The following is a 25,997-nucleotide window of genomic DNA, read 5'->3' as shown; positions in this document are numbered from 1 at the left end:
GTGTCTGCACTGCCCACTGCTGCGTCCGACGATCTGTCCACCTTGCTGGCGCCCAGCGCCGACGGCGCGCGCTACGCGCTCTACAGCCCCACGGCCATGCCCAATGCCGGCGGGTTCCTGTGGAACCGCCGCATGATGTTGCAGCTCACCTGTCGCGGCTATGCCACCGGCCAGTTCATGCAGCCGGAGCCGTCCAAGTACGCGCATGCACCGGTGCTGGAGGCGCGCAACTTCATGATGCCGGAGCAGCCGTATTACGCGCACCATCCCGGGCGCTTTTTCTATCTCAAGGATGAAGACACTGGCGCGTTGTATTCGGTGCCGCACGAGCCGGTGCGCGCGCAGCCGCAGGCATTCGAATTCTCCGCCGGCAAGCACGATGTGCGCTGGCGCGTGCAGCACGACGACATCGTGGTGGAGCTATGCGTGGGCTTGCCCACCGACGATGCGGTGGAGCTGTGGGAATGCCGCGTACACAACGCTTCCGGACGTGCGCGCAGGCTGAGCCTGTATGTGTATTTCCCGGTTGGCTACATGTCGTGGATGCATCAGTCCGGCGGCTACGAGCCGGCGCTGGGCGGCATCGTTTGCCGTAGCGTGGCGCCGTACCAGAAGGTGGACGACTACTTTCGCCAGCGCGATTTCAAGGATTGCACCTTCCTGCTGCACGAACAACCGCCAGTGGCGTGGGACGCGCAGCAACTGGCGTTCGAAGGCGAAGGCGGGTTGCATGCGCCCTCCGCCATCCAGGCCGAGCAGCTGGGCAACAGCGACGCGCATTACGAAACCCCGGCGGCGGCGCTGCAATACCGCCTGCGTCTGGAAGCGGATGCGGCGAGCGTGTACCGCTTTGCGTTCGGGCCGGCCAAGGACGATGCAGAAATCGCCGCGCTGCGTGCGCGCTATCTGTCGGAAGCAGGCTTTGCGCAAGCGGCACGTGAGTATGCGCAGTACCTGCAGGCCGGCCATGGCTGCGTGCAGATCGCCACGCCGGATGCGGCGCTGGACAACCTGGTCAACCACTGGTTGCCGCGGCAGGTGTTCTACCACGGCGACGTCAATCGCCTGACCACCGATCCGCAGACGCGCAATTATCTGCAGGACCATATGGGTATGGCCTACCTACAGCCGGCCACCGCGCGTGCGGCGCTGCTGCACGCGCTGTCGCAGCAGGAACCCAGCGGTGCGATGCCGGACGGCATCCTGCTGGTGGAAGGCGCCGAGCTCAAATACATCAACCAGGTGCCGCATACCGACCACTGCGTGTGGTTGCCGATCTTCCTGAGCGCGTATCTGGCCGAAACCAATGATGCCAGCGTGCTGGAGGCAGTGGTGCGCACGCAGGATGGCCAGGCGCTGAGCGTGGCCGAGCGGCTGGATGCGGCCATGCAGTGGCTGCTGGACGCACGCGATGCACGCGGCTTGAGCTTCATCGCCCAGGGTGACTGGAACGACCCAATGAACATGGTCGGCTGGCGCGGCAAGGGTGTGTCCGGCTGGCTGACCGTGGCCACCGCGTATGCGCTGCGGCTGTGGTCGGACATCTGCGCTACGCACGGGCGCAGCGCACAGGCGGAGAGGTTTGGCCAGGCGGTGGGCGCGGTCAATGCCGACGCCAATCGCGAGCTGTGGGACGGCAACTGGTATGCACGCGGCATCACCGACGACGGTGTGCGCTTCGGCATCGCCGACGACGTGGAGGGGCGCATCTATCTCAATCCGCAGAGTTTCGCGCTGTTGGCCGGCACTGCGGATGCACAGCAACGCGCGGCGCTGCTGGAGGCCGTGCGAGAGCAGCTGCACACCCCGTATGGCCCGGTGATGCTGGCGCCGGCGTACACGCACATGCGCGACGACGTGGGGCGGCTGACCCAGAAGTGGCCCGGCGCGGCAGAGAACGGCGCGGTCTACAACCACGCGGTGGCGTTCTATCTGTACAGCCTGTACCAGATCGGCGAGGCCGACCGCGCGTGGGAGATCCTGCGCGCGATGCTGCCGGGCCCGACGCGCGAGGACGTGCTGCAGCGCGGCCATCTGCCGGTGTCGCTGCCCAACTATTACCGCGGTGCCTGGCATCAGTATCCGCGCACCGCCGGGCGGTCGAGCCAGTTGTTCAACACCGGCACGGTGGCCTGGGTGTATCGCTGCGTGCTGGAAGGCTTGTTCGGGCTGGTCGGTGAGGGCGAGGCGCTGGCGATCCGCCCGCAGCTGCCGTCGCACTGGCCGCGGGCGCAGGTCACGCGCCAGTTCCGGGGCGCGCAGTTCGAGGTGCAGCTGCAGCGCGAAGCCGGACGCGTGGCGACGGAGGTGCTGGTGGATGGTGTGGTCAGCGCGGACCAGCGCGTGCACGCGGTGACCGCCGGCCGGGTGTATCGGGTGCAGGTGCGGCTGCCGGGCTGAGCGGCCCTCACCCGCCCTCCGGGCACCCTCTCCCGCAGGCGGGAGAGGGGGAGCGGCCAACACCGGGTGGCCCCCGCATCATCGGCTGATCGCGACAACGGCGCAGCGTTGCCCGACCGTAGCGGTGCATCGTCGCCGACCGTAACGGTGCATGCCGCCCGGCCTTGCACACTCTCGTACCGCCATGCGGCAGACGCTCCCTGCCGGCTGCCTGACCTAGTGGGCCGGAGATGCGACAGGCGATTGCGCATGGCACACCGCAACCGCGATCCCTTCTCCCGCCTGCGGGGGAAGGTGCCCGAAGGGCGGATGGGGGGCGTTTGACCTTCAGCCCGACGCCTATGACCAGCTTGGTGGGCCGGAGATGCGACAGGCCAGTGCATGGCACATCGCAACCGCGGTCCCTTCTCCCGCCTGCGGGGGAAGGTGCCCGAAGGGCGGATGGGGGGCGTCTGACCTTCAGCCCGATGCCCCTGGCCAGCTTGGTGGGCCGGAGATGCGACAGGCGATTGCGCATCGCACACCGCAACCGCGGTCCCTTCTCCCGCCTGCGGGGGAAGGTGCCCGAAGGGCGGATGGGGGCGTTTGACCTTCAGCCCAATGCCTCTGGCCAGCTTGGTGGGCCGGAGATGCGACAGGCCAGTGCATGTCAGAACGCAACCGCGGTCCGTTCTCCCGCCCGCGGGGGAAGGTGCCCGAAGGGCGGATTGGGGGGGCGTTTGACCGTCAGCCCGACGCCTCTGACCAGCTTGGTGGGCCGGAGATGCGACAGGCCAGTGCATGGCACACCGCAACCGCGTTCCCTTCTCCCGCCTGCGGGGGAAGGTGCCCGAAGGGCGGATGGAGGGCGTTTGACCTTCAGCCCGATGCCCCTGGCCAGCTTGGTGGGCCGGAAATGCGACAGGCCAGTGCATGGCACACCGCAACCGCGGTCCCTTCTCCCGCCTGCGGGGGAAGGTGCCCGAAGGGCGGATGGGGGGCGTTTGACCTTCGGCCCGATGCCCCTGGTCAGGGACTGATTCAAAGGCGCGGCGTCCCGGCAACGCGCACGCGTGCAACGCCTACATCACGACACCACGCCTCCTGCAAGACGGCAGGAACTGCCAGAGGTGGCCGAAGGGCTTCGCCCTCCGCCAAACAGTCCGGCACGATTCCCCAATCCCCAATCCCACTGCGTAAACTCCCAGGCTCGCATCGCGCCGCCTGGGAACGCCCCTTGGTATCAAGCTGGATCCTGCTGCTGGTCTCCGTGGGCTACGCCGCGTTGCTGTTCGGCGTGGCGTGGTGGGGCGACCGCCGGCCGATGTATCCGGAGCGGCCATGGCTGCGGCCGGCGGTCTATAGCCTGGCACTGGCGGTGTACTGCTCGTCGTGGACCTTCTATGGCGCAGTCGGCTCGGCGGTGCGCAACGGCATCGGCTATCTGCCGATCTATCTGGGGCCGTTGCTGTTGCTGCTGTTCGGCTGGCGCATCATCGAGCGACTGGCGCTGATCGCACGCGCCGAAAACACTGTGTCCATCGCCGATTTCATTTCCTCGCGCTATGGCCGCTCGCGGCGGCTGGCGGCGTTGGTGGCGGTGATCGCGCTGGTCGGCATCGTGCCGTACCTGGCGCTGCAGTACAAAGCGGTCGCAATGAGCCTGGAGGTGCTGACCGGGCATAGCAGCGCGGGGCGCGGCATCTTCGCCGACCCGGCGTTGTACGTGGCGTTGTTGATGGCCTTGTTCGCCACCTTGTTCGGCACCCGCCAGGTGGATGCCACCGAGCACCATCACGGCATGATGCTGGCCATCGCGCTGGAGTCGGTGATCAAGCTGATCGCCATCGTGGCGGTGGGCCTGTTTGCCTGGCTGTGGTTGAGCGACCACCAGCTGCATATCGCCGATTCGGCGCGCACCCTGTTCGAGCACACGCCATCGGTGGGGTTCATTTCGCAGACGCTGTTGAGCTTTCTGGCGGTGATCTGCCTGCCGCGGCAGTTCCATGTGGCAGTGGTGGAATGCAGCGATGTCGGCGATATCCGTCGCGCGCGCTGGTTGTTCGGGGCGTACCTGGTGATCATCTCGGCGATGGTGGTGCCGATCGCCTCGGCCGGCATCGCGCTGTTCGGCAAGGGTAGCGCGGTGGTGGACGATGCGGTGGTGCTGGCGCTGCCGCTGAGCCAGGGCAACACGGTGCTGGCGTTGGTGGCCTACGTGGGTGGTTTTTCCGCGGCCACCGGCATGGTGATCGTGGCCAGCATCGCCCTGGCCACCATGGTCAGCAACGATCTGGTGATGCCGGTGCTGCTGCGCCGCCGCGTCAGCGCCAACGCGCGTGCGGCAGTGGCCTCGCGCGTGCTGTGGATCCGCCGCGTCGCCATTTTGCTGCTGGCGCTGGTCGCCTATGGCTACCACCGCAGCGTGGCCAACGACACCACGCTGGCCGCGTATGGGTTGATGGCGTTTGCGGCGGTGGCGCAGTTTGCGCCGGGCGTGATCGGCGGGCTGTACTGGCGCGGCGCCAGCCGCAAGGGCGTGGAGACCGGCATGGTGCTGGGCTTCATGACCTGGATCTATACGCTGCTGCTGCCGGCCGCCACGCGTGCGGGCTGGTTGCAGCCGGAGTGGTTGGTGGACGGGCCATTCGGCATTGCGTGGCTGCAGCCGCAGCAGTTGTTCGGCATGCGCGGCTGGGACCCGCTGGCGCACGGCACCTTTTGGTCGTTGCTGATCAACGTCGGCGCGATGATGCTGGTGTCGGCGCGTTGGCGCCCCGGGGTGGACGAGCGGCTGCGTGCCGCGCCCTTCCTGGACCCGTATGCGCAGCGTCCGGCGGTGGCCGGCGAATGGCCGGGGCATGTGCGGGTGGGCGACCTGCAGGCATTGGCCGAGCGCGTGGTGGGCGAGCGGCATGCGCGCCGTGCGTTCGTGGAGCAGGCGCAGTTGCTGGAGCGCGAGCTGCAGCCGACTGTGGTGGCCGACCGCGCCTGGGTGCAATTCACCGAGCGCCTGCTGGCAGCCTCCATCGGTGCCGCCTCCGCGCGGCTGGTGCTGACCAGCCTGTTGCGCGGTTCGGGCATGGAGCTGGGCGAGGTGGTGGCGGTACTGGACGAGGCCGGCCAGGAGCTGCGCTTCAACCGCGAGATCCTGTCCACCACGCTGGAAAACATCAGCGCCGCGGTCAGCGTGGTCGACCCGGACATGCGCCTGACCGCGTGGAATCGGCGCTATCAGCAGCTGTTCGGGTACCCCGACGGCATGCTGTACGTCGGCCGCCCGGTGGCCGACCTGATCCGCTACAACGCCGAGCGCGGCGAGCTGGGCGAGGGCGATATCGAAGACCAGATCGACCGCCGTATCCGCCACATGCGCGCCGGCTCGCCGCATGTGTTCGAGCGCACCCGCAGCGACGGCAAGGTGATCGAAATGCGAGGCCAGGCGCTGCCCGGCGGCGGCTATGTCACCAGCTACAACGACATCACCGACTACAAGCGCGCCGAGCGCGCGCTGCTGGACGCCAACGAGAATCTGGAACAACGCGTGGCCGATCGCTCGCGCGAGGCCGAGCTGGCGCAGCAATCCAAGACCCGCTTTCTGGCCGCCATCAGCCACGACGTGTTGCAGCCGCTCAACGCCGCACGCCTGTTCGCCTCCGCGCTGCGCGAGAGCCACCAGAACAACGAAGAACAACGCCATCTGGCCGAACGCGTGGACGCCTCGCTGCGTGCGGCCGAAGAATTGCTCGATGGTCTGCTCGATGTCTCGCGGCTGGATGCCGGTGGCCTGCGGCCGACGGTGGAGGATTTCGATGCCAGCGCACTGATGCACGAACTGGCCGCGCAGTACGCACCGGTGGCCGCCAGCCGTGGCCTGCGCCTGCAGGTGCACAGCCGCACGATCTGGGTGCGTAGCGACCGCCGGCTGCTGCGCCGGGTGATGCAGAATTTCCTGGCCAATGCGCTGCGTTACACGCGCCAGGGACGCATCGTGCTGGGCATGCGCGGGCGCGGGCAGCAGGTGGAGCTGCAGGTGTGGGACACCGGCCCGGGCATTCCCGAACATCACATGCGGCAGATCTTCGAAGAGTTCCGCCGCTACCAGCAGCCGTTCGACTGGGGCGAGCAGGGCCTGGGATTGGGCCTGTCGATCTGCCAACGCATCTCGCGCCTGCTCGACCACGACTTGAGCGCGCGCAGCCAGGTCGGCCGCGGCAGCATGTTCTCGATCCTGCTGCCGCGCGTGGCGGCGGTCCCGGTGGCGCCGCTGTTGCCGGTGCCGGCTACGCGCGCGTTGCCCAGTGGCGATTCATTGGCCGGCTTGCGCGTGCTGTGCGTGGACAACGACCGCGAAATCCTCGACGGCATGCGCGCGCTGCTTGGCCGCTGGCAGGTGGAAGTCATCACCGCCAGTACCGTGGACCAGGCGCTGGAGCGTGCGCGCGAACAACCGGACCTGATGCTGGTGGACTATCACCTGCACGACAGCCTGGATGGCCTGGACACGCTCGACGCCGTGCAGGCTGCGGCAACCGCACCGATCGCTGGCGCCTTGCTCACCGCCGACGGCCGCGACGAGCTCAAACAGCTTGCGCGCGAACGCGGCTACCGCCTGCTGACCAAGCCGGTGAAACCGGCCTCGCTGCGCGCGTTTTTGAGTGCGTATCACGACGCGAAAACCCGCTGACGGGTGCATCCCTGCCATCACCGCGACATGCGGCGATGCAGTCGGCATCGAGTAAACGTCCCACGATGCCGATCGCGCGCGGAGCGCATGCCATGCATCGTAGGAGCGCACCCGGGCGCGACGGGGCTTTCCCGGTAATGCCCGTCGCGCCCGGGTGCGCTCCTACGGCAGACCGCTGCGTGCTACGCCGCGCCGCTGAGGTGTTCGTAGAGGATCACGCTGCCGACGATCACCAGGATCACACCGCCGAGGATCTCGGCGCGCTTGCCGATCAAGGCGCCCAGTGCACGCCCCAGCATGATGCCGGCGGTGACCATGCTGAAGGTGCACAGGCCCACCACCACCGCCACCACACCGATGTGCACGTCGAGAAACGCCAGGCTGACGCCGACTGCCATCGCGTCGATGCTGGTGGCAAAGCCGGTGGTGGCCAAGGCCAGCAAGCCATGCCGCTTCGGCGTCTGGGAGGCTGCGTCTTCGGCATCGTCCGGTTCGTTGCGCAGGCCGGCCACGATCATGTGCACGCCCAACGCGCCCAACAGGCCGAAGGCGATCCAGTGATCGAAGGCCTGCAGATGGCTGGAGGCCGCACGGCCCAGCAGCCAGCCGATCACCGGGGTGATGGCTTCGATGCAGCCGAAGACCAGGCCGGCGCGCAATGCGTCACGCCACTGCGGCTTGCGCATCGCAGCGCCCTTGCCGATGGCGGCGGCAAAGGCATCGGTGGACATCGCAAAACCGATCAACACAATGGAAACAGGAGACATCGACACGCTCGGGTTGGGCACGTTCACAACGGCATGCGCCCGCGCCAACCATCGTCAGGCACGCATGTCGTTGGTCTCGCCAAACCACACGGGTTGCCTGCACCACGGCGCAACGGCCGAGGATGTTGATGCAGGCGCTTTCGATGGACGAAAGCAGGCTACTCCCCAAGGGGCGCGCAGTGTAACAACGCAAAACGCGCTTCCGGGCGTTTTGCCCGCACGCGAAGGTCGGTCTGATCTTTATAGCCTTGGCTATCGTAGCGGCCGTTATGCTGGCTTCCTGCGGGGAATCACGCCGCTCGCCACTGCACGCAACAGCTTCGACGAGTACCGCGGAGGCGCTGCCCGGGCCACCGCAACGGACCGCCGCGTCAATCTGCCGCAGCCGCAGCTGAGGCGCGTGCAATCACAGTCGTTCGAGTGCCATCGCAGGTACACGCGGCATTGCGCCGTCTTGTCGGTCACCCCGTCGCCGGTGATCGCGCGCGTGCGACATCGCCACAAGCGCCAAGCCCGCTCTGGCCTCGATTCACCCGCCCAATGCGCGTGGCGGGTGATACATCAGCGCATCGGAAATCTCGGCGGTTGCCGCACACAGGGCTTGCATCGCTGCGCGCGCGTTGACCAGCTCCGGGCGACGTTCGATGAAGGGCACCGTCAGCGTGTAGGTGGCGCTGCCGTGTTGCAGGATCGGGGCGGTGAGGTCGATCACGCCGACGACCGCTTCGCTGGCGTGCATCGCATAGCCATCGCGACGTGTTTGCTGCGCGTCCTTCAGGAACTGCGCGCGGTCGTAGGCAACCGCGCTGGCGTCCAGCGCCTCCAGCCAGCGCTCCTGCACATCGGCTTGCTGAAACGCGAACAGCACCAGGCCGGACGTGGAGTGGGCCAACGGGCGACGATGTCCCGGGCGCACCACCAGGCCCAGGTCGCTGGGCACATCCATCTGTGCGATCACCACGATCTGGTCGCCCGACGGCGCCACCAGATGGCAGGGCTGGCAGATCGCATCGGCCAGGCGCCGCATCACCGGCAGCGCGGCTTCGGTGACGTTTTGTACCTGCGGCTGCTGCATGCCGAGCATGAACAGCCGGTTGGTCAGCACATAGTCGCCCTCGGCGTCGCGCATCAGGTAGCCGCGTTCTTCCAGCACCTGCAGCATGCGGAAGATCTCCCCGCGCGAGCGCCCCACACCCTGCGAGATCGCCCCCATGCTCATCGGCCGCGCTTCACGCGCCAGCAGCTCCAGGATGTCCAGGCCCTTGTCCAGGGCCGGCGCGCGGTACTTGGCGGGTTCGGTGCTCATCCGTTTGCGGTTCCAGGGCAGGGTGCGGCGCGCCAGGGTACAGGCATCGCGGGCGCGGGTCAGTGCGGTGCTGTTCGTGCAAATATAAACAAAGATTTTATATTTGCATGGCGTTGGCGTGCGCAGTACGCTCGCTGGATTGCAACGCAAGCGCCACAACCTTGGGAGGGGATCGGTCGCATGCATCACAGTGACATTGCCGCGTCACCGCGCGGCAACCTGGCGCGTACCGCCATGGTTCCCCTGTTGTTGATCGTCAGCCTGTTCTTTTTGTGGGGCATGGCCAACAACCTCAACGACATCCTGATCAAGCAGTTCAAGAAGGCCTTCGAACTGACCGACCTGCAGGCCGGGCTGGTGCAGAGCGCCTTTTACATGGGCTATTTCGTGTTTGCGATGCCGGCGGCGATGTTCATGCGCCGCTACAGCTACAAGGCTGCGGTGGTGCTGGGCCTGCTGCTGTATGCGTGCGGTGCGTTCCTGTTCTATCCGGCTGCGCAGGTGCATACCTACTGGCTGTTCCTGTTGGCCTTGTTCGTGATTGCCAGTGGCCTGGCGTTTCTGGAAACCACCGCCAATCCGCTGGTGACCGTGCTGGGGCCCGCCGACGGTGCGGCGCGACGGTTGAACCTTGCGCAGGCGTTCAACCCGCTAGGCTCGATCACCGGCGTGCTGGTGGGCCAGCACTTCATCTTCTCCGGCGTGGAGCACAGCCCGGCCGAACTGGCGGCGATGGCGCCGGCCGCGCGCGAGGCGTTCTTCGCCGCCGAATCGGCCGCCGTGCAGATGCCGTACCTGATCATCGGCGTGGTGGTGGTGCTGTGGGCGATCCTGATCGCGCTGGTGCGCTTTCCCAGCGGCGCCCCGGAGGCGACCCCCGGCGAAGCACCCAGGCGCGCACGCTTTGGCGAATTGCTGCGTAACCGGCTGTTCGTGTTTTCGGTGGTGGCGCAGTTCTTTTATGTGGGCGCGCAGGTCGGCATCTGGAGCTACCTGATTCGCTACCTGCAGGATGCCGTGCCGGGCACCCCGGAAAAAACTGCAGCGACCTATCTGACCATTTCGCTGGTGCTGTTCATGGCCGGTCGGTTCGTGGGCACCGCGCTGCTGCGGTATCTGGCGCCGGCCAAATTGCTGGCGAGTTTTGCCACGATCAATCTGCTGCTGTGTGCAGTGGCCATCGCGCTGCCGGGCTGGACCGGGCTGTACGCACTGGTGGCCGCCAGCGTGTTCATGTCGGTGATGTTCCCGACCATCTTCGCGCTGGGGCTGGACGGCATGCATGACGACGCCCGCAAGCTGGGCTCGTCGTTGCTGGTGATGTCCATCATCGGCGGCGCGTTGCTCACCGCGGTGATGGGCGGGGTGTCGGACATGGCCGGCATCCATTGGGCGATGGTGGTGCCGGGCGCATGCTTTGCGGTGATCTTGTTGTTCGCGCTGCGTGCCCGTCGCGCGGCGCCCGTGATTGCAGGAGCCTGAGCATGCCGCGTCTTTGCTATGTGCTGGACCTGCACGACGATGCGGCGCTGATCGCCGAGTACGAGCGCTGGCATCGGCCCGATGAGGTATGGCCGGAGGTCGTGGCCTCGCTGCAGCAGGCCGGCATCCGCGAGCTGGAGATCTTTCGCAGTGGCGACCGGCTGGTGATGCTGATGGAGGTCGGCGAAGACTACGACCCGGCGGCCAAGGCGGCGCGCGATGCGGGTGATCCGCGGATTCAGGCCTGGGAAGACCTGATGTGGCGGTTCCAGAAACCGCTGCCGGGCAGCGCGCCTGGGGAGAAATGGCGCGAGGCGGGGCGGATCTTTGCATTGAGCGAGGCGATCCAGGCGCAGCGCTGAGCCCGCGCCCTCATCCGCCCTGCGGGCACCTTCTCCCGCAGGCGGGAGAAGGGCGTGCTCGGCGTTGGCACCGGCGCGGTGGAGCGTTTGCGCCATGCACCCCCATCTGCTTGGTGTCCGCAGCGGGCCGCGTGTCAGCCGCTCGTTTTTCCGTGCGCTGAGCCCGCGCCCTCATCCGCCCTGCGGGCACCTTCTCCCGCAGGCGGGAGAAGGGCGTGCTTGGGTTTGGCACCGGCGCGGTGGTGCGTCTGCGCCATGCACCCCCATCTGCTTGGTGTCCGCAGCGGGCCGCGTGTCAGCCGCTCGTTTTTCCGTGCGCTGAGCCCGCGCCCTCATCCGCCCTACGGGCACCTTCTCCCGCAGGCGGGAGAAGGGCGTGTTTGGCGTTGGCACCGGGGCGGTGGTGTGTCTGTGCCATGCACCCCCATCTGCTTGGTGTGTGTAGCGGGCTGCGTGTCAGCCGTTCGTTGTTCCGTGCGCTGAGCCCGGGCCCTCATCCGCCCTGCGGGCACCTTCTCCCGCAGGCGGGAGAAGGGCGTGCTCGGCGTTGGCACCGGGGCGGTGGATCAGCTGCAGCTGGCGCAGCCGATCGGCCAAGGTGCGTTTGCGCCATGCACCCCTATCTGCTTGGTGTCTGTAGCGGGCTGTGTGTCAGCCACCCGTTGTTCCGCCAGGCCCAAGACCTGGCCCCAGAAGCGCCGACCCGCAGCGCCAAGCCTGCTGAATCACCATCCCGCCCAGCCATGGCCGGCCTGCGCACCCCCAGCCTTCCGGCCGCTGCTTCCTTCTCTCGCGTGCGGGAGAAGGTGCCCGAAGGGCGGATGAGGGGCCGTAGCCTCAGCCTTTCGCGCTGGCAGCCAGATCTTCGACCCAGAAGCGTCCGTCGGGGTAGCTGAATTCTGCAATTGAGGCAGCGTGCATTTCCGCGGAAAACCCAGGCGCTTCCGGGGCCAGATAACGGCCGTGCTGGATGCGCACCGGGTCCAGGAAGTGCTGGTGCAGATGGTCGACGAATTCGATCGCGCGGTCTTCCATCTGGCCGGTGATGGCGACGAAATCGGCCATCGCCAGGTGTTGCACCAGCTCGCACAGACCGACACCGCCGGCGTGTGGAAACACGCGCACATTGAACTTGGCAGCCAGCAGCAGGATGGCGAGGTTTTCGTTGACCCCGCCGACGCGTGCGGCGTCAATCTGGATCAGGTCCACCGCGCCGGCCTGCAGCAGCTGCTTGAACACCACACGGTTCTGCGTGTGTTCGCCGGTGGACACCGGCACCGGGGTGATGCCCTGGCGGATGGCGGCATGGCCGAGCACGTCGTCCGGGCTGGTGGGTTCCTCGATCCAGGCGATGTCGAATTCGGCCAGTTGGCGCATCCAGTCGATTGCCGGGCCCACGTCCCAACGTTGATTGGCATCGACCGCCATCGCGATGTCCGGGCCGATCGCTTCGCGCGCCAGGCGGCAGCGGCGGATGTCGTCCTGCACGTTGGCGCCGACCTTGAGCTTGATGGTGCGGAAGCCATCGGCCACCGCTTCCTTGGCCAGCCGCACCAGCTTCTCGTCCGAGTAACCGAGCCAGCCGGGCGAGGTGGTGTAGGCCGGGTAGCCCTGCTCGATCAACTGCGCGATGCGCTGCGCACGCTGCGGCTGTGCAGCGCGCAGGATGGCCAGCGCTTCGTCGCGGGTGAGTGCGTCGGTGAGGTAGCGGAAGTCGATGGTGTCGACCAGCTGCTCGGGCGTGAGTTCGGCAATGTAGCGCCACAGCGGTTTTTTCGCGGCGCGTGCAGCCAGGTCCCAGGCGGCGTTGATCACTGCGCCGATGGCCATGTGCATGACGCCCTTCTCCGGGCCCAGCCAGCGCAGCTGCGAATCGTTGGTGAGCCGGCGCGCGAACGCGCCGAGGTCGGCGATGACCTCATCCACGCGCAGGCCGACCACGTGTTCGGCCAGTGCGGCCACCGCAGCGGTCTGCACATCGTTGCCGCGGCCGATGGTGAACACCAGTCCGTAGCCGGCCAGGTCATCGGGCGCATCGGTGCGCAGCACGACATAGGCGGCGGAGTAATCCGGATCCGGATTCATCGCGTCCGACCCATCGAGCTCGCGCGAAGTGGGGAAGCGGACGTCGTGGGTCTCGAGGGCAATGATGGTGCTCATGAAAGTCCTGGCGATGGCAAGCGGGAAGTGAAGACGGGCGGAAGACAGATGGGTGCAAGAACGAAGGGTCAAGAAAACGACAGCAGTGAAGCGCGCTTGAGCCCCTCTCCCGCCGGGAGAGGGGTTGGGGCGAGGGTACGTACGAACGCGTAGCGCTGGGGATGTTGAGGCGCTGCAGTGACGCAGGCGTTTGCGACTCAGCCCAATGAATCTATTGCACGACCAATTGCATTTTGCGATCGACGCGCTACAACGTTTAGACACTTAATGCGGCAGCAAACTCCGTGAGAGCAACGTGCGTGTGATGCGTGAGCACGAGCGTCGAACTATCAGGGCCACATAACAAGTGGACTGACGTCGCGTTGCGCGCATCCGTGGCGACGTACCCTCACCCCAACCCCTCTCCCGAGGGGAGAGGGGCTTTGCTTTGCTGCACGATTCGTGTTGTGTGAATACTTCGGCCTTCGCGTGAGAACATTCTGAGAGGTGGGACGCACTGCAATGCAGTACTCCCTCAGTCCTTCCAAAAAACCTCAACCCCCATCACGCGGATGCGCCACCACCGGCTGGCGCTGACGGCCCAGGCCTTCGATCTCCAGCTCCATCACGTCGCCCGGCTTGAGGTAGACCGGCGGCTTCTGGCCCAGGCCTACGCCCGGCGGGGTGCCGGTGCTGATCACATCGCCGGGCATCAGCGTCATGTAGCGGCTGATGTGGCTGACCAGTTCGGCCACGCCGAACACCATGGTGCGGGTGCTGCCGTTCTGATAGCGGTGGCCGTTGACCTCCAGCCACATCGACAGGTTCTGCGGGTCGGCGATTTCATCGCGGGTGACCAGCCACGGGCCGATCGGGCCGAAGGTATCGGCGCTCTTGCCCTTGACCCATTGGCCGCCGTGTTCGAGCTGGAATTCGCGCTCGGACAGGTCGTTGATCACCGCGTAGCCGGCCACATGGTTCAAGGCTTCGTCCACCGAGACATCGCGCGCCACGTCGCCGATCACCACGCCCAGCTCCACTTCCCAGTCGCTCTTGACCGAGCCGCGCGGGATGATGACGGTGTCGTTGGGGCCGCACACGGCGGTGGTGGCCTTCATGAACAGGATCGGCATCTTCGGCACTTCCATGCCCGATTCGGCGGCATGGTCGGCGTAGTTGAGCCCCACGCAGATGAACTTGCCGATGCGGCCCACCGCGGCGCCGTAACGCTGCTCGCCTTCGATCAGCGGCAGCGTGGTCACATCCAGCGCGCGCAGCTTTTCCAGGCCGGCGTTGGTGATGTGCTCGCCGGCCACATCGTCGATGACGCCGCTCAAATCGCGGATGCGGCCTTCGCTATCGATCAGGCCAGGGCGTTCGTGGCCTTCGGCGCCAACACGTACGAGTTTCATGCAGTCTTCCTTTGCAGGGGAGGAGTGGAGCGGCCGATCACACGGCGCGGACGGGTGCGTAAGGTGCGCTCGGAACAGGAATGCGGGTGATGCATGCTGCAAACAACTGACGCCAGGTGTGAGATGCGGCCTGGTGTCAGCGGACAGAGAGCGATCCAGCGCCTCTCAGTTCGACCAGCCGCCATCGATGATATGGGTCTGGCCGGTGGTGAACGACGATTCGTCCGAGGCCAGATACACCACCAGCTGCGCGATCTCGCGCGGGTCGCCCAGGCGGCCCATCGGCTGGCGGTCGGTGAAGCTCTTCCACACGGCCTGTTCGTCGCCGCCCAAGGCCTGCACGCGCTGCGCCAACGAGGGCGTCTTGATGGTGCCCGGGCAGATCGCGTTGCAACGCACGCCCTGCGCCACGTAGTCGGCGGCAATGGCCTTGCTCAGGCCGATCACGGCGGCCTTGGTCACGCCATAGACGAAGCGGTTGGGCACGCCCTTGATGCTGGAAGCCACCGACGACATGTTGATGATGCTGCCGCGGCCGCGTTCGAGCATGCCCGGCAGGACCGCCTTGCAGGTGTAGTACATCGCGTCGACATTGATCGAGAACGAGCGGCGCCACGCTGGCTCGTCGCAGTCGAGGATGCTGCCCTGGTGCACGTAACCGGCGCAGTTGAACAACACATCGAACGGGCCGTGCTCCGCGACCAGCGCAGCGATCGCCGAGGCATCGGTGACATCCAGGAGCTGGGTGGTGATGGCGTCCGATTCGGCCGCCAGCGCCTGCAAGGCCGCGGCGTCGATGTCGGTGGCGATCACCTGCGCGCCGGCGCGTGCGCAGGCCAGCGCGCTTTCGCGGCCGATGCCGGCGCCAGCGGCGGTGACCAGGCAGCGCTTGCCCTGCAGGCGGGTGGTGGGTGTGGTGGGGATCGAGACTGTCATACCGATAAGGTTCCGTGGGTGGGGGCCGCCGGCCGTGGCAGACGATAGAACGTACGTGCGTTGTCGCCGAAGACCGCATCGGCGTGGGCGGCGGCATGCCGGGTGACGAGCTGCTGTGCAAGATCGACCCAGTGCGCGTAATCGGCGCGCAGGGTCAGCACCGGCCAGTCGCTGCCCCACAGCAGGCGCTGCGCACCGAAGCGCGCGAACAGGTGCGCGACATACGGCTCCAGTGCGTCGATGCCGGCGCCGCGTGCGGCTTCGGTGAGCAGGCCGGAGAGTTTGCAATGCACGTTGGGATGCTGCGCCAATGCGGCCATGCCGGCGGCCCAGGCGACGAATTCGCCGGCCGCAATCTGCGGCTTGCCGCCGTGATCGACGACCACGCGCAATGCCGGATGCCGTTTCAGCCGCGCCTGCAAAGCCGGCACGTGTGCCGGGCGGATCAAGGCGTCGAAGGCCAGATCGTGTTGAATCATCGCATCGAAGGCGGCGTCCAACTCGGCGCCCGCCAGCCAGTGCACGTCGGCAATGTCCTGCACCATCGGGCGCAGGCCCTTGAGCAGGCCGCCGCCCGCGCGCACCAGCGCGCCGATGCGGGCGGCGGCGTCGGGCGCGGCAAAATCCACCCAGCCGACCACGCCGGTAATGCGCGGCGCATCGTGCACCAGTTTGAACAGGTAACAGGTTTCGGCTTCCGTTGCGGCGGCCTGCACCACGACCACGCTGCCAACGCCGGCCGCATCCAGCGCAGCGCTGACATCGTGCGGAGCAAAGTCGCGATACAGCGGCGCAAGCTCGGGCGTCAGCCAGGCGTAATCGCCACGTGCCAGATGCCAGAAGTGCAGATGCGCATCGACGCGGTTCATGGCGTGGGCAGGTCCGTATCGAGCAGGCCGCCGTCGCGCAGGCGCTGCCATAGCGCAGGCGGAATGGTCGCCTGCAACCGTGCGGCGGCCGAGTGCACCTCGGCCACGGTGCGCATGCCGGCCACCACCGTGGTCACTGCCGGATGCGCCAGCGGAAACTGCAACGCAGCCGCGCCGATATCCACCCCGAACGCGGCGCAGGCGGCATACAGGCGCTGCGCATGCTGCAAGGTGGCGGTGTCGACCGGGGCGTAGTTGTAGGTGGCGCCGGGGCCGCGTGCATCGCTGAGCAGGCCGGAGCTGTATGGCCCGGCCGACAGGATCGACACGCCGTGTTGCTGCGCCTGGTCCAGCAGCGCGCGTGCGCCGTGCTGTTCCAGCAGGGTGTAGCGGCCGGCCAGCATCACGCAGTCGAGCGGAAACCGCGGCAGCACCTCCAGCGCCACGTCCTGCTCGTTGACGCCCAGGCCGATCGCCCCGCACGCACCGGACGCCTTCAACTCCGCCATGGCCGGCAAGGCCTCCTCCAAGGCCTGCTGCAGCACACGGGCATGGTTGTCGCCGTGGGTCAGCGCACCGATGTCGTGCAGCAGCAGCACGTCGATGTAGTCGGTGCCCAGGCGCTCCAGGCTGGAGGCGAAGGCGCGCCGCACGCCGTCGGCGCTGTAGTCGAACTCGGCGCGGCGCCCGGCCACCGCAAAACCATCGCGGCCGGCAACGGCCTGGGCGTCGTCGTAGACGCAGCGGCCGACCTTGGTCGACAGCGTGTACGCATCGCGCGGCACGCCGGCCAGGCCGCGGCCCAGGCGCGCTTCGCTCAAGCCGTAGCCGTAGTAGGGCGCGGTATCGAAATGGCGGATGCCGGCCTCGAACGCGCCCGCCACCGCAGCCAGTGCGTCGGCCTCGTCCACTTCGGCGTACAGATTGCCGATCGGCGCGGCGCCGAAGCCCAGCGTCGACAGCTGCACGTCGGTGCGCCCCAGGCGCTGCCGCGCGACGGTGCTCATGCGCACTGCTCCGAAAAGACGGCGCAGGCGGAACCGGAGTCTGGAAAGCGGTAGCTGGGCATCACAACGTCCACCAGCCGGTGGGCGTCCGGCTGTTCGCATATGAATATGGCAATCATCAATGAACAGATCACGCTGCAGTGCAGCATGGCAGGTGGGGCTTGCAGGCAGTTGCCTGGGTGGGCGCCGCAGGCGGCGGGGCGGTCGCCGGGCCGGGCATCGCGTTCGTGTGGTTCCGGCCGAATGCGCGAGAGGTGTGGTCCGCTCGGCCGGGCTACGGGTTGTGACACCTCCAGGCAGCTTCTGGATACCCAGTCAGGTGCAGTCCAGCGATAAACGTCGCACCGCCTCCGGCCGGTGACGGTCCGACGAGCTCACGGTGCCGAACGCGATGACGCATCGTGCCGTCATGTCCTTGCGGAGAAGAGCGTCATCCAGGCCAACGCACGGACACCTGCCTGCACAGCACGAGCGCGTGCATCCCGATGCTGCTGCGCAGTCCCGCTCGCTGCAACGCGCCACTGCCAGGCTATTTCAAAATCCGCATGCCGCATCACCAGTTCCTATAACGCAGGTTGCGCGGTTGCCCCCAGCCCGCCCATAGGGCTAGATACCAGCCCTCATCCGATGAAGCGGGCACATGCCAGACACGACACGGCGAGACTTGTTCAAGGTACTGGCCGCCAGCGCGCTGGTCGCGCCCTTGTCGGCTGCCGCGGAGGCGCCGTCTGCACCCTGCGCTCGCACCCCGCAGTGGGCACGCGGCATCGAAGGGCAGCGCAAGGCGGATCTGGGCAACGGCACCTACCTCAACCCCATCGTGGCCGGCGATCACCCCGACCCCACCATCCTCAAGGATGGCGACGATTACTACATGACGTTTTCGTCGTTCTTTTCCTACCCGGGCATCGTGCTGTGGCACTCCACCGACCTGGTCAACTGGGCACCGATCGGCCCGGCGCTGCATCAGGAACTGGGCACGATCTGGGCGCTGGACCTGTGCAAGCACGACAACCGCTACTTCATCTACATCCCGGCCAATCCGGACGACCACGGCTGGAAGATCTTCGTGATCTGGGCCGACGACATCCGCGGGCCGTGGAGCGCGCCGATCGATCTGGGCATCGCCGGCTGCATCGATCCCGGCCATGTGCTGGGCGAGGACGGCAAGCGCTACCTGTTCGTCAACGGCATCCGCAAGATCCGCCTGCGCGACGACGGCCTGGCCACCGACGGGCAACTCGAACCGGCCTACGCACCATGGCGCTATCCCGATGACTGGATCGTGGAGAACTTCGCCCCCGAAGGCCCCAAGCTCACCTGGCACAACGGCTGGCTGTATCTGGTGACCGCGGTCGGCGGCACCGCCGGGCCAGTGACCGGGCATATGGTGATCGCCGCGCGCTCGCGTTCGGTGCATGGGCCGTGGGAACACTGCCCGCGCAATCCGCTGGTGCGCACCTTGTCCGAGCAGGAGCCGTGGTGGTCGCGCGGGCATGCCACGCTGGTGGAGGGCCCGCGCGGCGATTGGTGGCTGGTCTATCACGGCTACGAAAACGGCTTCCGCACGCTGGGCCGGCAGACACTGCTGGAGCCGGTCGAGTGGACCGCCGACGGCTGGTTCCGCGCCACCGGTGGCGACCTGTCCAAGCCAATGCGCACGCCCGCACTTGCAGCTGTCGGCGCGCGTGCCGCGGCCAGCGGTTTTGCATTGTCGGACGATTTTTCCAGCGACCGTTTCGGCACCCAGTGGAGCCTGCATGCGCCCAAGCCCGGCGAGCAGGCACGGGTGCGACGTGCGAACAGGGCGCTGACGCTGGCCTGCGCGGGCACATCGCCCATCGATAGCGCGCCGCTCACCTGCGGCGTGCCCGATCGCGCCTACGTGGCCGAGGTGACGCTGGAGCTGGTCGGCACTGCCGAAGGCGGCATCGTGCTGTTCTACAACCACAAGGCCTTCGTCGGCATCGGCTTCACCGCCGACACCATGAAGACCTACGAATACTCAGAAGAGCTGGTGTGGGCCCGTACGCCCAACACCCACCGCCGCATCCGCGTGCGGTTGACCAACGATCACCACATCGTGCGCTTCGACTACTCCTTCGACGAGGGCCGGCAGTGGACGCGCCATCCCACCCGCATGGAAGTGTCCGGCTTTCACCACAACGTCTTTGGCGGGTTCCTGAGCCTGCAGCTGGGCATGTACGCCGCGCAGCAGGGCGAGGTGGTGTTGCGCGACTTCCGCTACCGCGCGCTGGGCTGACGGCGGACGGTTGGATCGGTGCCTGACAGGTGCCGCCTTGCTCGCGGTCAGCTGAGCGGTTGGTGCGCGGCGTCACCGCGGCGGCCAGCGTGCGCACGATGACAACGCGATGGCGGTCAGCGAGGGTTGCACGACGGTGGCCTGCATTGGCAGCGCAGCACCGCCATCGCACTGCAGAGGGCGGGGCCCGGATGGCCCCGCCGCCGACTCAGCCGCAGCAGTAGCAGACGTTGCCTTGTCCGAGATCGCCACCGAACTCTGGGCACTCGGCCTTGCAGGCCCATGCACTACACGATTCGACTTTCGGCTGTGCATTGTCCACGGCCATCACCTGGAAGGCACCGAATCCGGTGCTGGCCAGAAACGTGGCCGCCATCAACGCACTGCGCAAGCTTACCCAACGCTTTTTCATGCATTACTCCTTCACCGTTGCAAAAGCCGCTGGCGCATCCGTGCGGCGCAACGCGGCAACCAGGTCCTGCACCCGCTCCGTGGTATCGAACACGCCAAGATGGGAATGGCGCACGCGCCCGGCCCCATCGATGGCCATCAGCAGTGGCACGTTGCGCGCACGGAACAGCATCAGCGCGCGACGGTCGGTCAACGTGACCACCGGAAAATCGAACCCATGCACATGCGCATAGCGCGCGGCCTGCGCCGCATCGCAATGACAGACACCCAGCAGTTGCGGCCGCCCCGGTAGATTGGCCTGCAGCTCCCGCGCCGCGCGCAGCACCGTTGGCGCCGAACGCTGGCAATACGGGCAGGTGGTGGTGAAGAAGAACAGCACCTGTGCCGGGCCCTGCGGCGCACCCAGCAGATGGCGCTGACCATCGCCATCGATCGCCTCGATCCGGGGCACGTACATGCCCTCGTAAGGGGTGCTGATGCGCGTCTGCAACCACTGCTGCTGCACCCGCAGCTGCCGGTTCTGCCACGCCAGCACCGCGATCAGTGCGCACGCCACCAGCAGGCCCATCCAGAGCCACGGAAATCGTCGCGTCATGCCACCCCAACTCCAAAGCGCCCCTGGTGACCGAGCCTTGCCCAGGCATCAGCACATGGTCAATGGTGATATCGACAACTGCGATGTCGCACGGCGCGCAGATGTGGAGACGATCACGCCGCCGCGCTTGGGCTTGCCACTGTGGAGCAACGTTGAGCAGCGGGTTTGCGCAAAACACCGCGGCAACCAGCCACGCACCAGGTGGCACGGGCGGCTGTCGCAGCGCTGGCTGCCGTGCACGGTGCATGGCATGCCGTGTACTGCACCGCGTTGGTGCCTGCCCGTCTCGGGAATCGATGGACACGCGTCACTGCCGCGCTAGCGGTGTCCTGCATCATGTGACTGGCAGATGCGGGCCCAGGCGTCGTGGCTTGCGCGCGACGGGGCTGCCTTGATGATGCCGTCGCGCCAGGGTGCTGCCATAGCGGCGTGTTGGTGTGTGTGGCGTGATGCCTGTTGTTGCGTGACCTGGCAGATGCAGGGTCAGGCGTCGTCACGCGCGTGCGTGCGCTGGGGCTGTATCGATGATGCCGTCGCGTCCGGGGCGCTCTTGCAGCGGTGTGTCGGTGTGGTGCCTCCTGTCGCGTGACCTGGCAGATGCGGGGTCACGCGTAGGAGCGCACCTAGGCGCGATAGGGCTTCCCCCGAGACGCCCGACGCAGGCACGTGCCGCGCGGGTTACTCCTCTTCCGGCGGCAGCACGATGCCATCCGAATCGATGGCGAGCTTGCCCGCCATCAGCACCGCCTGGGTGCGGTTGGTGACGCCGAGCTTGCGCAGGATCGCGGTGACGTGCGCCTTGATGGTGGCTTCGGACACGCCCAAGTCGTAGGCGATCTGCTTGTTGAGACGGCCGGCGCCCAGCATCTGCAGCACGCGGAACTGCTGCGGGGTGAGATCGCGCAGGCGCTGGCCGACCTCACGTTCTTCGCTGTCGGTCGGCGGCAGGTTCTGCGCTTCTGCAGGAATCCAGCGTTCGCCATCGAGCACGGTGGCCAGGGCGCGGCCAATGGTGTCCGAATCGGCGGACTTGGGAATGAAGCCGAACGCGCCATGGTCGATCGCACGCCGCATCACGGTGGGTTCTTCGCGTGCAGACACCACCACCACCGGCAACTGCGGATGCAGCGAACGCATATGCACCAGCGCGCTGAATCCCTGCGCGCCGGGCATGTTGAGATCCATCAACAGCAGATCGGCATCCGGCTGCGCATCGGCCAGCGTATAGAGGGCATCGACATTGTCGGCCTCGAACAATTCCACCCCCGGCATCACCCGCTGCACTGCCCCGCGCAAGGCTTCGCGGAACAGGGGATGGTCGTCAGCGATCAGCAGGGTGGTCATTTTGGGGCCGGGAATCGGGAATCGGGAATTGGGAATCGCAAGAGCAAACGCTAAGAGCGACAGCGACAGCAACAGCAGCAGCAATAGCAACAGCAATAGCAATAGCAACAGCAATAGCAATAGCAATAGCAACAGCAACAGCAACAGCAATAGCAATAGCAACAGCGGTGAGAGATGGTACGTCGGGTGGCTAGGGAAAGCGGCGCGCAACAGCGGTTGACAGAGGCGGGCTAGAGACTGTTTTTACACTCCCCATGCCGCCTCTGCGCCGGGTGGCAGGGAACCACTCCAACGATTCCCCATTCTCGATTCCCTCCGTTCGCAGGGAACCGCTTCAACGATTCCCCACTCCCGATTCCCCATTTCCAACGCGCGTCAGCGCGTTAGCGCGTCAGCCTTTCATTGACCAGCGAATCCACCACCGACGGATCGGCCAGGGTCGAGGTGTCGCCCAGCTGGTCCGGTGCGTTTTCGGCGATCTTGCGCAGGATGCGGCGCATGATCTTGCCCGAGCGGGTCTTGGGCAGGCCGGGGGCCCACTGCAGGTGGTCGGGCGAGGCGATCGGGCCGATCTCCTTGCGCACCCAGCTCACCAATTCCTTGTGCAGGTCTTCGCTCGGAGTCTCGCCGGCGATCAGCGTGACGTAGGCGTAGATGCCCTGGCCCTTGACGTCGTGCGGGAAGCCGACCACGGCCGCTTCGGCCACCTTCGGGTGCGAGACCAGCGCGCTTTCCACTTCGGCGGTGCCGATGCGGTGGCCGGACACGTTGATCACATCGTCCACGCGGCCGGTGATCCAGTAATAGCCATCGGCATCGCGGCGGCAGCCATCGCCGGTGAAGTAGCTGCCCGGATAGGTACGGAAATAGGTGTCGATGAAGCGCTGGTGGTCGCCGTAGACGCTGCGCATCTGACCCGGCCACGAATCCAGCAGCACCAGATTGCCTTCGGTGGCGCCTTCCAGGATCTTGCCCTCGGCATCGACCAGCGCCGGCTGCACGCCGAAGAACGGCAGCGTGGCCGAGCCGGGCTTGAGATCGACCGCGCCGGCCAGCGGCGAGATCAGGATGCCACCGGTTTCGGTCTGCCACCACGTGTCCACGATCGGGCAGCGGCTGTCGCCGACCACCTCGTAGTACCAGCGCCAGGCTTCCGGATTGATCGGCTCGCCCACGCTGCCGAGCAGGCGCAGGCTCTTGCGCGAGGTCTTCTTGACCGGCGCCTCGCCATCGCGCATCAGTGCGCGGATGGCGGTGGGCGCGGTGTAGAACAGGGTGACCTGGTGCTTGTCGATCACTTCCCAGAAGCGCGACACGCTGGGGTAATTCGGCACGCCCTCGAACATCAGCGCCGTGGCGCCGTTGGCGAGCGGGCCATACACGATGTAGCTGTGGCCGGTGACCCAGCCCACGTCGGCGGTGCACCAGTAGATGTCGTCCTCGCGCAGGTCGAACACCACTTCATGCGTGTAGCTGGCGAACAACAGATAGCCGGCGGTGGTGTGCAGCACGCCCTTCGGCTTGCCGGTGGAACCGGAGGTGTAGAGGATGAACAGCGGGTCTTCCGCATTCATGCGCTCGGGTTCGCACTCGGCCGGCTGGCCATCCACCACATCGTGGAACCAGCGGTCGCGCGGTGCCTGCATCTCCACCGCGCCGCCGGTGTGGCGCACCACCAGCACGGTTTCGACCGTATTGGTGCCGGGGATCTTCAGCGCCGCATCCACGTTGGCCTTGAGCGGAATCTTCTTGCCGCCGCGCAGGCCCTCGTCGGCGGTGATGATCAGCTTGCTTTGGCAATCGATCACGCGGTCGGCGATCGAGTTGGCGGCAAAGCCGCCGAACACCACCGAATGCACCGCGCCGATACGCGCACAGGCCAGCATGGCCACGGCCGCGTCGACGATCATCGGCAGATAGATGGTGACCCGGTCGCCCTTCTTGACGCCGAGATTGCGCAGGGCGTTGCCGAGCTTGCACACGCGCTCATAGAGCTCGCGATAGGTCACCGGGTAGGAGGCGGCGTCCGGGCTGTCGGGTTCGAACAGCAGCGCGGTCTTGTCGCCGCGCGTGGCCAGCTGGCGGTCCAGGCAGTTGACGCTGGCGTTGAGCTCGCCGTCGCCGAACCAGCGGATATGGAAGTCGTCCAGCGCGAAGCTGACGTCCTTGACCTGGGTGGGCTGCTTGAACCAGTCCAGCCGCTGCGCGGCCTTGCCCCAGAACTGCTCGGGGTGCTCGATCGATTCGCGGTACAGCGTTGCGTACTGCTCGCCATTGACGCGTGCGCCCTTGGCGAACGCGGGATCGACGGGATAAACATCAGCCATGGCACCCTCACTTGCGATGATCTTGTCGGAAGAGGGCGCTGCGGCTGCCCTCGGTAGGTAATCAGTGTGCCGCATCCATTCTGTCCCGGTGGTCAACGGCGCCTTAGACCATGGTCGTAACCAGGTCAGTGCGCCAGCGCACATCCATTGCGGGCTCTGGTGCGACGATCGGTCACCTTGCGGAATGCTGCGTTGCAGCTACGACCAAAGGCGAATAGGCTGCAAACCGCGGACTGCCTCACGCTCCGCACAGCATCGCCATCAAGCGCGAGGCCTTCATCGGGGAGAGGGTTCCATGAAACACCGTACTGCACCGCTGGTGCGCCATCCATTGGCTGCCGCCTTGTTCGTGGCCAGCATCCTGCCGGGTATGGCGTTTGCACAGACGCCGAAGGAAAAGGCGCTGGAAGCACGCATCGCCGAGCTCGAACGTCAGGTTCAACTGCTGGTGACCGCGCAGCAACAGCAGCAGGGCCAGATCGCACAGACGCAGACACAGGTCAGCGAAGTGCGCACCCTGCAGGCGCAAGCGCCGGCAGCGGCGCCCGCGCCTGCGGTTCCAGCCGGCAAGCGGCCGATCCAGATCACCAGCATCACACCGAACGCAGCGGCGGGGACAACGTTCCGTTACGGTGGTTTCATCAAGGCCGACTTCATGACCACCCGCACCAGCGATGGTGCGTTGCCCGAAGGCGCGGTGGGGCGGTACCTGTACATCCCGACCCAGACGCCGGTCGGTGGGCAGGCGTCGAGCACCGACACCGATTTCCATGCCAAGTTCTCGCGCTTCAACCTGGGCGTGGACACGGTCACCGAAAACGGCGACAAGCTCACCGGCTTCATCGAACTGGATTTCTTCGGCAACGCGCTGGCCAACCAGGTCAACAATCTCTACGGCGGCACCCTGCGGCATGCCTACATGAGCTGGAACAATTGGCTGGCCGGCCAGACCTGGTCCAACTTCATCGACGCCACGATCCTGCCGGAAGCGGCCGACATCGTCGGGCCGACCGATGGCGCGCTGTTCAGCCGTCAGACCCAGATCCGCTACACGCGCGGCGCCTTCAGCGTGTCGGCAGAAAACCCGGAAACGCTGACCACGCCCTACCAGGGCGGCAACACCATCCTGGCCTCGGACCACGGCGCCATGCCGGACCTGACCGCGCGCTACAACTGGAAGGGCACCTGGGGCACGTTCGGCCTGTCGGCCATCGCACGCCAGTACCGCACCCGCAGCGCGCTGACCAACGACACCGAGTTCGGCGGCGCCATCGCCGGCGGCGGCCGCTGGATCATCAATTCCAGCAACGACCTGCGCTACCAGCTCAGCTACGGCGAAGGCCTGGGGCGCTATCTGGGCCTGGGCAACGGCTCGGACGTGGAGCTGGATGTGGACGGCAACATCCACACCGTCAGCACCGTGGCCGGCTGGGTGGCGTGGCGCCACGACTACAGCGCCAAGCTGCGCAGCACCATCATGTATTCGCGGGTGGATTACGACCACAGCCTGGCCAACACCGGCGGGCTTGCCAGCAAGTCGCAGCAGAGCCTGCGTGCCAACGTCTTCTATTCGCCGCTGCCCAAGGTGGATGTGGGTGCAGAGCTGATGTACGGCCGCCGCGAAGCCGAAAACGGCGACTCCGGCGACATCTCGCGTCTGCAGTTCACCACCAAGTACAGCTTCTAAGGTTCATCCCGCCGGCCGCCCGCC

17 protein-coding genes and 1 riboswitch are annotated in these 25,997 nt (G+C 66.6%); of the genes, 6 read left to right on the top strand and 11 right to left on the bottom strand.

The genetic code is table 11. The features are described from left to right. Together ACCQ10_RS19910 and ACCQ10_RS19905 are read left to right on the top strand one after the other, a co-directional pair. On the top strand, positions 1-2,400 hold the full coding sequence (locus tag ACCQ10_RS19910) for a GH36-type glycosyl hydrolase domain-containing protein (RefSeq protein WP_372361679.1): 2,400 nt from the start codon (positions 1-3) through the stop codon (positions 2,398-2,400). A 1,216-nt stretch (positions 2,401-3,616) separates the two neighbouring features. Beyond that, positions 3,617-7,066 carry a NahK/ErcS family hybrid sensor histidine kinase/response regulator gene (locus ACCQ10_RS19905; RefSeq protein WP_372361678.1) on the top strand — a complete coding sequence of 1,150 codons (3,450 nt, stop codon included), beginning with the start codon at positions 3,617-3,619 and terminating at the stop codon, positions 7,064-7,066. Positions 7,067-7,248: 182 nt separating this feature from the next. On the opposite strand, the gene ACCQ10_RS19900 is transcribed toward ACCQ10_RS19905, so the two are convergent. Continuing rightward, positions 7,249-7,833 carry a manganese efflux pump MntP gene (locus ACCQ10_RS19900; protein WP_039414746.1) on the bottom strand — a complete coding sequence of 195 codons (585 nt, stop codon included), beginning with the start codon at positions 7,831-7,833 and terminating at the stop codon, positions 7,249-7,251. Between the two features lie 12 nt (positions 7,834-7,845). Next, positions 7,846-8,006, bottom strand: a riboswitch (yybP-ykoY riboswitch). A 356-nt stretch (positions 8,007-8,362) separates the two neighbouring features. Beyond that, positions 8,363-9,139 (bottom strand): IclR family transcriptional regulator, encoded by a 777-nt coding sequence (locus ACCQ10_RS19895; RefSeq protein WP_372361677.1) that lies wholly within the window; start codon positions 9,137-9,139, stop codon positions 8,363-8,365. 180 nt (positions 9,140-9,319) lie between these two features. Between ACCQ10_RS19895 and fucP the strand changes: the two genes are divergently transcribed. Together fucP and ACCQ10_RS19885 are read left to right on the top strand one after the other, a co-directional pair. Continuing rightward, entirely contained in the window at positions 9,320-10,621 is a 1,302-nt protein-coding gene (gene fucP, locus ACCQ10_RS19890) for an L-fucose:H+ symporter permease (protein WP_372361676.1), read from the top strand. 2 nt (positions 10,622-10,623) lie between these two features. Next, positions 10,624-10,983: an L-fucose mutarotase gene (locus tag ACCQ10_RS19885; protein WP_047697883.1), complete on the top strand. Its 360-nt coding sequence runs from the start codon at positions 10,624-10,626 to the stop codon at positions 10,981-10,983. An 837-nt stretch (positions 10,984-11,820) separates the two neighbouring features. Here ACCQ10_RS19885 and ACCQ10_RS19880 read toward each other — a convergent pair. The 5 genes from ACCQ10_RS19880 to ACCQ10_RS19860 all read right to left on the bottom strand — a co-directional run bounded on the left by ACCQ10_RS19880 (position 11,821) and on the right by ACCQ10_RS19860 (position 17,346). Continuing rightward, positions 11,821-13,143 (bottom strand): L-fuconate dehydratase, encoded by a 1,323-nt coding sequence (locus tag ACCQ10_RS19880; RefSeq protein WP_047697884.1) that lies wholly within the window; start codon positions 13,141-13,143, stop codon positions 11,821-11,823. A gap of 533 nt (positions 13,144-13,676) precedes the next feature. Beyond that, entirely contained in the window at positions 13,677-14,534 is an 858-nt protein-coding gene (locus ACCQ10_RS19875) for a fumarylacetoacetate hydrolase family protein (RefSeq protein ID WP_372361675.1), read from the bottom strand. 165 nt (positions 14,535-14,699) lie between these two features. Further along, complete coding sequence (locus tag ACCQ10_RS19870) at positions 14,700-15,470, bottom strand: SDR family oxidoreductase (protein WP_039405015.1); 771 nt, start codon at positions 15,468-15,470, stop codon at positions 14,700-14,702. Further along, entirely contained in the window at positions 15,467-16,339 is an 873-nt protein-coding gene (locus ACCQ10_RS19865; protein ID WP_372361674.1) for an amidohydrolase family protein, read from the bottom strand. Before ACCQ10_RS19865 ends, ACCQ10_RS19870 begins: the two co-directional genes overlap by 4 nt. Beyond that, complete coding sequence (locus ACCQ10_RS19860; protein WP_372361673.1) at positions 16,336-17,346, bottom strand: aldo/keto reductase; 1,011 nt, start codon at positions 17,344-17,346, stop codon at positions 16,336-16,338. Before ACCQ10_RS19860 ends, ACCQ10_RS19865 begins: the two co-directional genes overlap by 4 nt. 640 nt (positions 17,347-17,986) lie before the next feature. Here ACCQ10_RS19860 and ACCQ10_RS19855 point away from each other — a divergent pair. Further along, entirely contained in the window at positions 17,987-19,609 is a 1,623-nt protein-coding gene (locus ACCQ10_RS19855; protein WP_372361672.1) for a family 43 glycosylhydrolase, read from the top strand. Between the two features lie 208 nt (positions 19,610-19,817). Here the strand turns inward: ACCQ10_RS19855 and ACCQ10_RS19850 are convergent, their stop codons facing one another. The 4 genes from ACCQ10_RS19850 to acs form a co-directional block, all read right to left on the bottom strand. Next, the gene (locus ACCQ10_RS19850; RefSeq protein ID WP_005922076.1) at positions 19,818-20,021 is read right to left on the bottom strand and encodes a hypothetical protein; all 204 of its coding nucleotides are present in this window, start codon (positions 20,019-20,021) and stop codon (positions 19,818-19,820) included. Between the two features lie 3 nt (positions 20,022-20,024). Then, positions 20,025-20,588: a peroxiredoxin family protein gene (locus ACCQ10_RS19845; RefSeq protein WP_162183141.1), complete on the bottom strand. Its 564-nt coding sequence runs from the start codon at positions 20,586-20,588 to the stop codon at positions 20,025-20,027. 705 nt (positions 20,589-21,293) lie between these two features. Next, positions 21,294-21,959: a response regulator transcription factor gene (locus tag ACCQ10_RS19840; protein WP_039566073.1), complete on the bottom strand. Its 666-nt coding sequence runs from the start codon at positions 21,957-21,959 to the stop codon at positions 21,294-21,296. A gap of 383 nt (positions 21,960-22,342) precedes the next feature. Next, positions 22,343-24,286: an acetate--CoA ligase gene (gene acs, locus ACCQ10_RS19835; protein ID WP_039404992.1), complete on the bottom strand. Its 1,944-nt coding sequence runs from the start codon at positions 24,284-24,286 to the stop codon at positions 22,343-22,345. Positions 24,287-24,581: 295 nt separating this feature from the next. Here acs and ACCQ10_RS19830 point away from each other — a divergent pair, with 295 nt between their 5' ends. Then, positions 24,582-25,973 (top strand): DcaP family trimeric outer membrane transporter, encoded by a 1,392-nt coding sequence (locus ACCQ10_RS19830; RefSeq protein WP_372361671.1) that lies wholly within the window; start codon positions 24,582-24,584, stop codon positions 25,971-25,973. Positions 25,974-25,997 lie beyond the last annotated feature (24 nt).

The organism is Xanthomonas sp. NCPPB 1325 (genome assembly GCF_041477645.2).
GTDB lineage: Bacteria > Pseudomonadota > Gammaproteobacteria > Xanthomonadales > Xanthomonadaceae > Xanthomonas > Xanthomonas cannabis.
Note: the sequence above shows the minus strand (reverse complement) of the source record. Positions and strands in the feature narration are given on the sequence as shown.